Consider the following 13,748-nt stretch of genomic DNA (forward strand, 5'->3'; position numbering starts at 1 on the left):
ACGTGATCCGGGGAACTGAAGACATGAAGTAAACTTACAAGTCCTGGTTCGGGCTTGTGTCTTCACCAAGGTGCGATGAACCATGAAGTGAGCAGTTTAGATAAAGAATAATCTAAGGATTAGAGAATGCGGTTTACCGATATTTTTATTAAAAGACCTGTACTGGCTACGGTGATCAGCTTGATGCTTTTAGCAATGGGCTTACGTTCTATTGGTTCTTTACCCATTATGCAATATCCATTTACTGAAAATGCTATTGTCACTGTAACTACCACTTATACTGGTGCAGATCCTGATATTATTGCTGGTTTTATTACTACGCCACTTGAAAACTCCATTGCTCAAGCAAATGGAATTGATTACATGACTTCCATCAGCTCTCCGAGTACGAGTACGATTACAGTAAACCTTCTTCTCAATTATGATCCACTCAAAGCTTTGTCCGACATTACTACTAAAGTGAATGCGGTACTGAATCAACTTCCCAAAAACGCACAAACACCGGTGATCACCGTTTCAGTAGGGCAAACCATTGATTCTATGTATATTGGCTTTTATAGCGATGAATTACCGATTAATAAAATTACAGACTATCTAATCCGGGTAGTACAGCCTAAATTACAGGCAGTTAATGGGGTTCAAAATGCTCAAATTCTAGGGAATCAAACTTTTGCCCTGCGCGCGTGGTTGGATCCCGTTAAACTTGCAGGATATGGAATTTCCGCAGCAGAAGTTGGAACTGCGCTCGCAAATAATAATTTTATTTCTGCAGTGGGCCGTACTGATGGGCAAATGTTCATCCAAAATCTGACTTCGGGTACTAATCTATCGGATGTAAACCAATTCAAGAAAATGGTAATTAAAGCTCAAAATGGGGCGATTATTCGTTTGGAAGACGTGGCTAAAGTCAGCCTAGGGGCAGAAAATTATAATTCTGCAGTGAGTTTTGATGGGCGAACAGCAGTATATATTGGGATTGTTGTAGCACCTTCAGCCAATCTTTTGACCGTAATTAATGAGATTAAAAAAATATTTCCCAGTATCCAGGAACAATTTCCCCAAGGTCTACAGGGAAAAATTGTATATGATGCCAGTTTATTTGTTAATTCTTCGATAAATGAAGTAATCTTTTCCTTATTAGAGGCTTTTTTAATTGTCACTGCGGTCATTTTTATTTTTCTTGGCTCAATTCGCTCGGTTGTTATTCCTATAGTTGCTATTCCCTTATCTTTGATCGGAGCATTTTGGATGATGCTCATTTTGGGGTATTCAATTAACCTGCTTACTTTGTTGGCCTTGGTTTTGGCTATAGGATTGGTAGTTGATGATGCAATTATTGTTGTTGAAAACGTGCAACGCCATATAGAAGAAGGACAAACACGGTTTAAAGCCGCTTTATTAGGCGCGCGTGAGTTAGCGAATCCCATTATTGCGATTACGGTCGTTTTAATTGCTGTTTATTTACCCATTGGCTTTATGGGTGGATTAACCGGCGCTTTATTTACCGAGTTTGCTTTTACACTCGCGGGTGCGGTTACTGTTTCGGCTGTAATTGCATTAACTTTATCGCCAATGATGTGTTCCAAATTGCTTAAAATGGGAGATGGAGCGGCTAAAGGGCGTTTTATGACGTATGTCGATGATTCCTTTACAAAACTTGAACATTTTTATAAACGAATTTTATCTGCTACATTAAATCACTTGCCAGTAGTCATTGTCTTTGCAATCATCATTCTTCTCAGTAATTATTTTCTTTTTATTACTTCAGAGACTGAATTGGCCCCCCAAGAAGATATGGGTATTGTCATTGCTCAGGTGACTTCATCAGCGAACGCTTCTCTCGCTCAAACACAACTTTCTGCCAATGCAGTAAATGACATTTTTAGACAGTTTCCAGAAACCGATCACATTTTCCAAGTTGATGGTTACCAAGGATTAAATACATCCATCATCGGTATGGTTTTAAAGCCTTGGGATCAACGCACACGAACCTCCAATGATTTAGAGCCCCTGGTTCAAAATGAACTCAATAAAATTGCTGGAGCCAAGGTAGCAGCCTTTCAATTACCTTCATTACCTGGAGGTGGAAGTGGATTGCCTATCCAATTTGTTATTACAACTACAGAAACGTTTGAAAAATTAAATATTGTGTTACAGCGTGTTTTAGAGAAAGCGGATGAGGCCGGTATTTTTGCTTATATTAATCCTGATCTCAAAATCGACCAAATACAGACAAAAATTAATTTAGATCGGGATAAAATATCTCAGTTTGGTTTGACCATGCAGGATCTTGGCGATGTATTTGGAGCCGCCTTAAGTGAAGGCTATATCAATTATTTTGATCTAGCAGGCCGCTCTTATCAGGTAATTCCTCAGGTCATGCGGGCTACACGATTAAACCCGGATCAAATATTGAATTATTATATTAAAACTTCTTCGGGAGCCTCAATACCTCTTGCCACGGTTGCTAATTTGCAAAGACAAGTTGTTCCTGAATCATTAAACCATTTTCAACAACTTAATTCCGCCACAATTTCTGCGGTTGCCTTTCCTGGTATCTCTATGGGCAAAGCGTTGGGTACGCTTGCCAATATTGCCAAACAAGTTCTCCCTCAAGGTTATTACATCGATTATGCTGCTCAATCACGTCAATTCATTCAGGAAGGCTCCAGTCTGATTGTTACTTTTTTCTTTGCTTTAATCATTATCTTTTTATCATTGTCAGCCTTATTTGAAAGCTTTCGTGATCCTCTTATCGTTTTGATTAGTGTGCCTATGTCGATTTGTGGGGCCATGATTTTTATCAGTTTAGGGATAGGTGATGCCACACTGAATATTTATAGTGAGGTGGGACTGGTTACACTGATTGGGCTTATCAGCAAGCATGGCATTTTAATTGTGCAATTTGCCAATGACTTACAGGCAAGTGGGCAAAAAAAGTTAGATGCCATACAAGCCGCAGCGGCAATTCGATTGCGCCCTATTTTGATGACTACCGCGGCAATGGTTTTAGGTGTTATCCCATTGATTTTTGCTACAGGGGCTGGTGCGGAGAGCCGTTACAATATTGGTCTAGTCATTGCAACGGGAATTTCGATAGGTACCTTGTTTACGCTTTTTGTGGTGCCTTCAATGTATTTGTTATTAGCGGCAGATCATTCAGAAATAGCAGCAGCAGAGCATTTAGAGGATGAAGAATCTTTTGGGTAAATAAAATCAAGCAGAGGGAGTCGCGGCAGGCATTGCGGGTGCTTCATATCTTTTTGCATCGGCATCTTGAGCAGTTTTGGCAGCAAATAGACCAAGTCGTTGAGTTAACGCTTTGATTTCAGGTGGATTGTGCACGGCATCATTAATATTATCCAGGAGTTTTTGTCGCGTTGGTGTATATAAATTCAATGCTTCAAGCAGGGATAAAAAACACATTTTTAAGTAAGTCCAACTAAAGGTATCCACTTTCTTATGCGCTAGCATAACTCTTGAAAAATTAGGATTTTCAACCTGGTCTTTTATTTGTTTTATGCGTTCTTGTACCTTTAATGTTTTATTTCGGGCAATTTCATCTAAAAGGCGAACGCACATTGATTTTTTATCTAAAGTTTCTTTGTTTTCAAATATAGAAGTTCTATTATGGGTAGCGGCTTTTAAATCTTTGAAATAAGTTTTAAATTGAGCCAGAGCCACTTGTATCGTATCAAGATGATAATATTCAGCGTAGAATTTTTTCTCGAATTTACTTATTTCTATTTCCAACAGCTTTTCGATACTTCGGTCAATATTCTTAGAAACTTTTGCTTTCGCAATTATTTCATTTTTGAGGTTCATTAAATAGGCTTTAAGTTCAGCAATGTATTCTTGATCAGTAAATTGTAAGTCTATAGGATTACACTTTGCTTCCAGATTTTTCTCGAATGATTCAGTAGTATACTCTTCAATGAAAGCCAGTTTTTCTTGCTCTTGGATTGGCTCTAAACTCTTGAGATAAACTAAATGTTCTTCTGTAGTATTTAGCCGCATTTGATGTGTTGCTTTCAAACCCAAGTAATAATGATGACTAGCAACGATTAAACCTTCGATTTCAGTAAAATGAGGATCATACGCTTTAAGTCCAGAATTACATAGGCCATCGAGCGTATGATGTTCAGGGTATGGGCTAGGAGCAATTTCGACCTTTTTATTTCGTTTAAGTTGCGCTAGTTTGGGTAGTGCTTTTTTATAAGCAGCACATAACTCAATTTTTGCTTGAGTAGAGTCCACTTTGGGCTTGGGAGCGGAAATATCAAAAAGATCAAGTGGGGTGGTTACTTGCAGATACCAATAGTATAGATTTTCAATATCTTTGTAGTCTTTATCTATTTTTTTGAGATATTTTTGGTTTCTTTTGATCTGTTTTGTAGCCAGATTAATTCTTTTTTCCAGTGGCTCTTTATCATATATTAATCGAATACGCGTTTTCGAATCCAAACTACTCAGTGGCAGTGGATGCACTAAGCCTTTAAAAAATTCATTAGTGATTTGCCTTAAGGGGCCGGATAAAATTCCTGGGGAGAGTCCTAATCGGTTTTCCCAGTGATCTGCCTCAAGAAGCATAGGCGTAAATATGCTTGAGCGCATATTCTCCATGTTATCCATTATGGCGTCATGAGAAGTGCTGGTAAATTCATTAAGCTTTGCTGTGAGTTCCTGGTAAAGATAAATCATTTCCGCTGATTGCAGGAACAATTTAAAATAGGAATTAGAATTCTCAATCAAACCTTCTATAATTAACGTTGATTTTTTAGCACGAAAATGTAATTCACCAAGTTCTTCAGTAGTTAGATAATTTGTATTATTTAAGGCGCGAATGTGTTTAGGGCTAATATAAAAGGCATTTATAATATACCAAAGTGCGTTGTATTGAACTTTAGCTGGTCCATAGGAGACTTGTTCGGGTGCTATTTGGTATGCATCGGAATGTTCCTGGAATGTGGCATAAAGATCCTGGGCCTTATGAAGTAAATCACGAGCTATGAATCCTGTGTGCGGATCTGCAGCCAAACGCTGTGCTGACTTTATGATTTCATTGAGATGCCCGTAGGCTTGTAATAAATAGCGTACGTATTGAGTTTTAAAACTTTGATTATTTAAATTTTCTAACTCATGAACGATTCCTTCCAAATGGAACAAACTGTTAAAAATGTCTTTTAATGCACAGACTTGTCTGCTTTGACTCAATCTCTTGTTATTATCCTCCATTTCAGGGAATGGTACTGCCGATGGAGGGAATACAGTTTGCACGGCTTCATTCAACATTCCTGTTGGTGAAAGATCTATGTTTTTTGGGGGGTACATAGCGAGTTAATGCCTCCTGCATTGGATGGTTAAATAGTTTTGTTACCTCAAATAAAGATTGTCTGAATGCATGAATGCATTTGGAATAATTAGTATGTTGGATAACAAAGTGTTCTCTACCTGTTTTGGGATCGGGTTTGAGTACTGCTGCGTTATTTTCGAGAGTAAATTTATCTTGAGCCAGGTTATAAAAACGTTCCTTTCTTCGTTTCCATTCATTAGTGACACGAATAAAGGTTTCCCGGAAATGGTCTTTTAATCCTAAGAACATTAGAACAGGTGGAGCATCCCTGCGAAATATCTTTCTGTTTGATAAACTGGCAACCAAATATTTATCAAAATTTAACGCATCTTCCTTCTGTTCGGGGGGGAGGGCACAAATTAAGTAGGGTTGAAAAATACTATATAAGTTGCGGAGTTGAGCTTTTACTCCTGGCTCAAGAGAACTTAACAACGATATATTTTTTCGAATTTGAGGTTTCTCTTTTATTGCTTTATGAAGCAACTCGAGAAATTGAGAATATGCATTGGTCACAACTAGGAATTTATTATGCTTATTTTGATACCATTGGTAGATTTCAAGAGCTTGATCCGAATCTAATTGATCAGGATTTTGCAGCAATTTATCGTCTTCTACTTGTTTAAAATGCAGTTTTGCATCTTTTGCTCGTTTACTTTTCAGAGCCTCCGTTTCTTTTTCATCAAGAAATCGAGCTTTAGCGAAATCATAATAAGTTTGGCTTTTATCCTGCCATTTGGCCAAGGAGTCCTGGGTGTGTTTATCCAATTGTAAAAACAAGGATACAGGGGGGGCTTCTAATATTTCTACAGGCTTATTGGCAAGGAATGCAGCCAAATATTTTTCAAAATTTTGAGCCGCCTCTTTAAGCTCTGGTGGTATTCCCAATTTAAAATAGGGCTGGAAGACTTTAAATAACTCGAGACACTTACTTTTTGTCTCGGCATCAAAACTGGTTAACAGCAAGTTATTACCGTAGAGCTGGGGTTTTTCTTCGATCTGTTTTTTTACTATTTGAGAGAATTGTGTATAGGCGGTAAGAATTTTCTGGAACTCATCTTTATTGAACCACTCAAAATTGATGTAATCAAAAAAGCTTTGGATATTTTTATCCAGACCGAGAAAAGAACTCTTTAGGGGAATATTGGTAATCGGATTCTGTGCAAATAAATCGGCTAAATAGAGTTCAAGATTTTTTGCTGAGTCTTTAAACTCAGTGGAGGTCATAGAGCCCAAGTAAGGTTGAAACACTTTAAATAATTGTTGACACTCTGCTTTTACAGCCTCATCGAGTTTGCTTAGATCCAAATTTTTTTCATAGAACCCTGGTTTGGCGGCGATTTGTTCTTTTACTAGATGGACAAAACGCAAATAAGCAGATTGGATCAGTAGAAATCTTCTTTTACTAATCCTTGATATTTTATCTTGCTCTGACTCAACTTGTAACGGTATTGATTCATCAACCGTATACACACTCGCTTTTTCATTATAAGGAAATAAAACTAAATTGGCTTTTTTGTGCACCGAATCAATAAGGTTTTTATTCAATTTAATATGAAAAACCTTACTGTTTTCATCTTTAGTAATTAAATTCTTTAACGCCTTTTCTTTTTCCAAAACAAAACTGATATGGTCTAAGGGAAGCTGTCTTTTTAACTTGCGTATGCTCGAGCCCATGAAAGAGTACCAATCTTCTTTTTCAGGACCTGTTAATCTTGAGATTATGAGTTCATTTAAATCGATGTCGAGTTGGGCCATATAAGGCTTAATAAGCTTATAGTGTTTTATAAGCTCTTTTTTAACCTCTGGGGGAAGTTGATACAAACGAAGATTTCTATAGCGAGGATCTTGTAACAGTTCAAAAAATTCTTTACATGCGGTATTTGCTTTTTTAATTTTATATAAAGATTTATTGTCTTTATCGATCCTTTTATACGTCATTTCTAATCTTAATTCGATAAAGCGCGGATCTTCTATTTCCAGTAAATCTGCTCCTTTCTCTTTAAAATCAATGGCCTTTTGGGGCAGGTAAAGTATTTTTTCGTATAAAACTTTGATTTTTTCCATTAAAGGAACAGACAAAGTGCCAGGCTTTAGCATGGCGTTGTCTTCAATTTTATCAACAAAACCAAATAAAGTGGGTAACAAGGTGTACTTAAGCTGCGCTAATTTATCGCGAACTAGATCTTGAGATGATTCACTGAGCTCTCCAATTTGTTCTAAAGTGCTCATCGATAAAGTAATTAGATTACTAATTATGTGGATATAATTTAAAAATTTAAATGAAATAAAAAAGCGGTTTCCTTTTAAATTTTCTATATCATTCAATAGGCTTAGTGCTGCTTTTTGCAGCTCAGCCAGCTTTTCTTGGTTCAGTTTAGGTTCTGATTTTTTTATCTGCGACGAATATTGTTCTATGTAATGAGTTAATTTATCAATATAACTCGGTAAAACGGCACTGAACTGAGTCAGAAAATTATAATCCACATTACTACTAATGGGCCGCAGTTGATCGACGGTGATTCCAGCTACTTCCCCTATTTGCGATGCTAATGGCATAGGTTTGAGTGCTGTGACAAAAGCCTTTTGTTCTTTAGCATGGTTCTCTGCAAATGCTTGAATTTGACTGAATACAGGCAAAATAAGGGCTAACTCCTCATTAAACATGTCTTTCAGATCAACGTCTAAATGAGTAAGCAGATAACTTGCTTCATAAGCTGAATTAATTGTTTTACTGTAGAGTAAAGTCAGATCAGTATAACTGCGCTTAAGATCTCTGACATCAATATTTTCCAAATCTAAAAAAGTAAGACGCGCATGATAGAGTGCATTGATCAGTTTTTTAATTTGAGAAATATTATCAGGATCGAGATCATAGTTGCTAAAAGGAGCCCACTCGATATGACCATTCCTTGAAGCCGCTGATAGTACACGTGCTCTAAATTCATCGAGTGTAAAAGGAAGGGTGTGATTTCTTTTTGATGTAATTCTAAGAATTTCGGGCATAAAAGGCTCAAGGTCCTTGGGTGCAAAACCTGAGCGTAAGTTAATCTTTAATTCTTCCTTTTTTATTACCGACGTTATCAATTTTCCTTGTGGGTCAATAACGGTATATTCAAGGCCTGCATCAATTATACGGGCATAAAAAGAGCCTTTTTCAGGGACTATGCCGCTGGTCATTAAGCCAATGTTGTATTTAAAAGGGACTGGTGCGTCGAGCTCTGTCAAAACAACATCTTTAACCTCCTTTCTATCTTTAACCCCCTCTTCACCGGGCGTAATTACTGAATAGGCAATTTTTCCATTTTTTTCCCTTATGTATATTTGTTTCTCTTTTAATTCGGTTTCATCCGACATGAAACAAAGCTCGTAGCGAGGAAAATAAGGAACTATTAGAGGACTAACATGTTTGCTGTATAGAATGTCAAAAATTTTAGTGTCAATTTGCTCCAGTATTTTAGATATCTGGTTTTTCTTAAATGACTCTAATAATTTTACATATTCTTCAAATATCATTTACAGTAGCCTAATCATTAATTATTTTATTGGGCATTACTAAATCGGTACTAATAATACCTCAATTTGGCAATATTTTCGACTGTAATTGTAGATAAAACAACAATAACCTCTGTCTCTATTGTTTATGCTACAGGGATTTTGAACGTATTTTTATGGATAATTCCAAAATAAACTCTGCAGACAGCTCCGTGAAACCAGGGTAATCTGTATAGGCTTTGATCTGGATAGGTTGAGTTATTCGTTCCCCAGTTTTTTGAGACTCGTCTAGCATTGCTTCAACTTTTGCTCCTTCAGTACAAACAAAATAAACATCCGACTCGGGGCGACGTAAGAATTGGGCCTGAAATGATTTAAAAACAATAGAAGCATTTAATTTTTTTTGGCTAGCATGATAAAAACTATGTAGGCCTCCCGCTAAATCAGCACCAACACTGAGTGCGCCGAAATACATGGAATTTAAATGATTACGACTGCGCCGATTTAAAGGGAGGCAAATAATGATTTCAGTATCGGTAAGTTTTATGAGCCGGGGTTTTAAGTAGCCGATCAGGGGTACTTTAAAATGACTAAATTTCCAAAGAAAGAATTTAAAACGAGTCAACATGTTCATTGGTTTTCCTTTTTTACCATATCCATACTTTGAATGAGCAAAAGTCCATGGGGCAGTGGATTTGCTTCAATAACTATAAGGGAAAAAGCAATCGTAAGATTCAATTCAGGAATTGAGACCACTTCATTAACCCGCCAATAATGAATATTTAAAGCGATACCTTTTTCAGCGATATAGGGCTCTGTAATAAATGTGGGGTGAAGTGTGAGTTGTTGGTTTTTGATCACCTCAAGATAATTGCCCAGAAAGTCAGTTAAGGCATTCCAGGCATTTCCCGTATAGTTTTTATGTAATTCTGAATCATTACTTGAGTCATAATTGTAATCTACGGATAAAGTATTCAATAGAATTTTTTTCACCCATTGGCATACTGCTGCATCATTTTGTGTATATTCATTTTGTGCATAAAGAGCATATGAAGATATGAAAAGTACGAGCCATAGCAATATCCTTTGCAAGAGCGTATTCATATTTGAAATCCTTTTTAAGTTATTAAAAAGAAAAGGTTAAGTCTTTTATTGTAGTACAATCTGTAATTTAGAAATAGGAATCGAACAATTTCATTTTTTCTGTGCAAAAATATGCTAAAATAAAAAATTATTTTTGATCCGTTTCCAAAGTAAAAATGTTTATTTGATCTATACGCTCTATTTTTTTGACGTATAATTAAATTTTTTGAAGCCGCAAATAATTAAACCATAACTAATCTGTCTTAAACCAAAATAATCGAATTTTATGCATACTATCACCATACGTGGTGCACGAACCCACAACCTTAAAAATCTTGACCTGGATTTACCACGCGATCAACTCATTGTAATTACGGGTTTATCCGGTTCAGGGAAATCCTCGTTAGCCTTTGATACATTGTATGCGGAGGGGCAGCGTCGTTATGTCGAATCGCTCTCTGCTTATGCGCGGCAATTTTTATCGATGATGGAAAAGCCTGATGTGGATTCAATCGAAGGATTATCACCGGCAATTTCCATTGAGCAAAAAGCAACTTCACACAATCCTCGCTCGACGGTCGGGACCATTACTGAAATCTATGATTATTTACGGTTACTCTACGCACGAGTGGGGTGAACCTCGGTGTCCTACGCATCACGTCAGTTTGCATGCGCAAACGATTAGTCAAATGGTGGATCAGGTACTTGCTTTGCCTACGGACAGTAAAGTGATGATTTTGGCTCCGGTTGTGCGTGAACGCAAAGGAGAGCAGGTCCAGCTTTTACAGCAGTTACAAGCGCAAGGCTATGTACGTGCTCGAATTGATGGAGAACTCTATGAGTTGGATTCGCCTCCTAAGCTGGGTCTGCGTACTAAGCATACGATTGAAGTCGTGGTGGATCGTTTTAAAGTCAGGCCTGACATTGCGCAGCGCTTAAGCGAGTCCTTTGAAAATGCGTTAAATTTGGCTGAGGGCCTTGCAATTGTTGCTTCTATGGAAAATCAATTTGATGACCTGGTTTTTTCTTCCAAATTTGCTTGCCCAGAATGTGGATACAGCCTAAGTGAGTTAGAGCCCAGACTTTTTTCATTTAATAACCCAGTTGGTGCTTGTCCTTCTTGTGATGGGTTGGGTGTTGATCAGTTTTTTGATCCGGATCGTGTTGTTCATGATCAAACAGCCAGTTTGGCCGAAGGGGCTATTCGTGGTTGGGATAAAAAAACGACTTATTATTTTTCAATGCTCGAATCGCTTGCACAACATTATGGTTTTGATATTCATACCGCATTTTGTGATTTGCCTGAGGAAGTCCGCCAAATTGTTTTATATGGGGGAAATGAGGTTATCGATTTTCATTATCATAGGCCCAATGGTGGGTATATGGTGAAGCGACATCCTTTTGAAGGCATTATTCCGAACATGCAACGACGTTATCGGGAGTCTGATTCGGGAATGATACGTGAAGAACTTGCTAAATATTTATCATCTCGTCCATGTCAGAGTTGCCAAGGAACACGATTGCGTGAATCTGCGCGGAATGTGTTTATTGATAACAAAAATTTACCTGAAGTTACCGCTTATTCGATCGAAAAAGCCTATCTGTTTTTTAAAAATTTGCATATGACCGGCTATAAAGGTGAAATTGCAGCAAAGATTAACAAAGAAATTGTTGAGCGATTAGGGTTTTTGGTCAATGTAGGCCTGGATTATCTCTCCTTAACACGTAGTGCTGAAACATTGTCAGGAGGGGAAGCCCAACGTATTCGATTAGCCAGTCAAATTGGCTCGGGATTAGTGGGGGTGATGTATATTTTGGACGAACCCTCCATTGGTTTGCATCAAAGAGATAACGATCGCTTATTAAAAACATTAATGCACTTAAGGAATCTGGGAAATACAGTCATTGTGGTGGAACATGATGAAGACGCGATTCGCAGTGCTGATTTTGTTCTGGATATAGGCCCTGGCGCTGGGGTTCATGGTGGGGAAATTGTTGCTCGTGGGACCCCTCAGGAAATCATGCAATCTCCAGCTTCATTGACGGGTCAATATTTATCTGGGAAACAATCCATCGCAATTCCTGAAAACCGCCGGCCAATTAATCCCGAAAAAATGATACATTTAAAAGGGGTGGTCTGTAATAATTTACTCGATGTCAATGTCAGTATTCCTTTGGGTTTGCTAACTTGCATTACGGGGGTTTCGGGTTCCGGGAAATCCAGTTTAATTAATGATACTTTATATCCGAGTGCCGCAAATCTATTAAATAGAGCAAGTTTATATACTCCTGGTTCCGTTAAAGAAATCACCGGTTTAGATCTATGCGATAAGGTGATTGATATTGATCAGAGTCCAATAGGGAGGACTCCGCGTTCTAATCCGGCTACCTATACTGGAATATTTACTCATATTCGCGAATTATTTGCCGCAACTCCTGAGTCTCGAGCACGGGGTTATCAGCCTGGGCGGTTTAGCTTTAATGTGCGTGGGGGGCGCTGTGAAGCGTGTCAGGGTGATGGACTTATTAAAGTCGAGATGCATTTTTTGCCTGATATTTATGTGTCATGCGATGTATGTAAAGGCAAACGTTACAATCGAGAAACTCTTGATATTCAATATAAGGGCAAAAACATTCATGAAGTTTTAGAAATGACGGTTGAAGATGCAAGCCATTTTTTCGCAGCGATTCCGGTATTAGCCAGAAAATGTCAGACCCTGATGGATGTGGGCTTGTCTTATATCAAATTAGGGCAAAGTGCGACTACCCTATCTGGTGGGGAGGCTCAGCGCATCAAATTGTCGCGTGAGCTGTCAAAGCGAGATACAGGAAGCACTTTATATATTCTTGATGAACCAACAACCGGATTGCATTTTCATGATACCAAACAGTTGTTATCCGTATTATTTCGTTTGCGAGAACAAGGCAATACCATCGTGATTATTGAACATAATTTGGATGTGATTAAAACGGCGGATTGGATTATTGATTTGGGGCCAGAGGGAGGAAGTAAAGGTGGGCGTATCGTGGCAACGGGGACGCCAGAACAGGTTGCCGAATGCGAGCATTCCTATACAGGGCAATTTTTAAAGCCTATTTTGGCTACACGGTGATTTTTACTACCCATCCTCATCTCAAACAGAGCGAGTGGTTTCCCATACCCACAAGGTGCCGCATTGTGGAGACCCCTTGCTTGCGTTCGGGATGACCCGCAACCCAATTATGCATTAATGCGATTCGTTTTTTTTAAATAATTATAGGCATAAAAGCTGATTGGTAGGAGTAATGCCCAGGTAATACCCACAGAAAGATAAAAGGGATAGCTTTTTTCAATGACTACGATATTGCACGATGCCCCAATTTTATAAGCAAAAGGCATCAAAAAAAGAATCAGTAGAAACCAAATGAAATAGTAGCGTGTGAATTTTTCATTAAGAATAATCAGATTTAATCCGAAACTTAACCAAATACAAATCATCCATGGGGCTGTAAAATAAGAACTAAAGGGATTTGCTTTAAAATAAATATAGTTTTGATGAAGCCAAATTGTGTCGGTAAGCGAACCAATAAATGCAATAAGAAATGCAAAAAAAAGGGCATTTAAATAAGGCAATCGATTAATTAATTGCCATACGATTTGCACGGCAATAATTAGAAAGCCAATAATTGGCCCAAGATATACATTGTTTTGTGCTGCAAAATAGAAACAAGCTATCCAACACAAATAATAAGATGAAAAATGGATACACCATCCGATCCTACTTTTATTCATCAGTTCTACTCTTATGTTTTGGGTGTAAAAAATCCTCTCCCATTCCAA

General features: G+C 37.8%; 6 protein-coding genes and 1 pseudogene. 2 read left to right on the top strand and 5 right to left on the bottom strand.

Going from position 1 to position 13,748, the window contains the following annotated elements:
- The first annotated feature begins 126 nt into the window (after positions 1-126).
- Entirely contained in the window at positions 127-3,210 is a 3,084-nt protein-coding gene (locus EL022_RS05595) for an efflux RND transporter permease subunit (protein ID WP_028381336.1), read from the top strand.
- Positions 3,211-3,216: 6 nt separating this feature from the next.
- Here EL022_RS05595 and EL022_RS16305 read toward each other — a convergent pair whose 3' ends face one another.
- The 4 genes from EL022_RS16305 to EL022_RS05610 all read right to left on the bottom strand — a co-directional run bounded on the left by EL022_RS16305 (position 3,217) and on the right by EL022_RS05610 (position 9,949).
- Entirely contained in the window at positions 3,217-5,331 is a 2,115-nt protein-coding gene (locus tag EL022_RS16305) for a hypothetical protein (RefSeq protein WP_241972250.1), read from the bottom strand.
- Complete coding sequence (locus EL022_RS16310; protein WP_241972251.1) at positions 5,282-8,866, bottom strand: hypothetical protein; 3,585 nt, start codon at positions 8,864-8,866, stop codon at positions 5,282-5,284. Before EL022_RS16310 ends, EL022_RS16305 begins: the two co-directional genes overlap by 50 nt.
- A 130-nt stretch (positions 8,867-8,996) precedes the next feature.
- A complete protein-coding gene (locus EL022_RS05605; RefSeq protein ID WP_028381334.1) occupies positions 8,997-9,479 on the bottom strand; it encodes a PaaI family thioesterase in 483 nt (160 codons plus the stop codon).
- A complete protein-coding gene (locus tag EL022_RS05610) occupies positions 9,476-9,949 on the bottom strand; it encodes a hypothetical protein (RefSeq protein ID WP_028381333.1) in 474 nt (157 codons plus the stop codon). The genes EL022_RS05605 and EL022_RS05610 overlap by 4 nt, the downstream gene beginning before the upstream one ends.
- 265 nt (positions 9,950-10,214) lie before the next feature.
- On the opposite strand from EL022_RS05610, the pseudogene uvrA reads away from it, so the two are divergent.
- Positions 10,215-13,041: pseudogene (gene uvrA, locus EL022_RS05615) on the top strand (excinuclease ABC subunit UvrA).
- A 107-nt stretch (positions 13,042-13,148) separates the two neighbouring features.
- Here uvrA and EL022_RS05620 read toward each other — a convergent pair.
- On the bottom strand, positions 13,149-13,700 hold the full coding sequence (locus EL022_RS05620; protein WP_028381331.1) for a DUF2878 family protein: 552 nt from the start codon (positions 13,698-13,700) through the stop codon (positions 13,149-13,151).
- Positions 13,701-13,748: the final 48 nt, after the last annotated feature.

The sequence above is a fragment of the Legionella cherrii genome, assembly GCF_900635815.1.
Lineage (GTDB): Bacteria > Pseudomonadota > Gammaproteobacteria > Legionellales > Legionellaceae > Legionella > Legionella cherrii.

Excerpts from the sequence above, each read along its gene's own strand:
- EL022_RS05595 (WP_028381336.1), top strand. The coding sequence starts at position 127 with ATGCGGTTTACCGATATTTTTATTAAAAGACCTGTACTGGCTACGGTG.
- EL022_RS16305 (WP_241972250.1), bottom strand. The coding sequence starts at position 5,331 with ATGTACCCCCCAAAAAACATAGATCTTTCACCAACAGGAATGTTGAAT.
- EL022_RS16310 (WP_241972251.1), bottom strand. The coding sequence starts at position 8,866 with ATGATATTTGAAGAATATGTAAAATTATTAGAGTCATTTAAGAAAAAC.
- EL022_RS05605 (WP_028381334.1), bottom strand. The coding sequence starts at position 9,479 with ATGAACATGTTGACTCGTTTTAAATTCTTTCTTTGGAAATTTAGTCAT.
- EL022_RS05610 (WP_028381333.1), bottom strand. The coding sequence starts at position 9,949 with ATGAATACGCTCTTGCAAAGGATATTGCTATGGCTCGTACTTTTCATA.
- EL022_RS05620 (WP_028381331.1), bottom strand. The coding sequence starts at position 13,700 with ATGAATAAAAGTAGGATCGGATGGTGTATCCATTTTTCATCTTATTAT.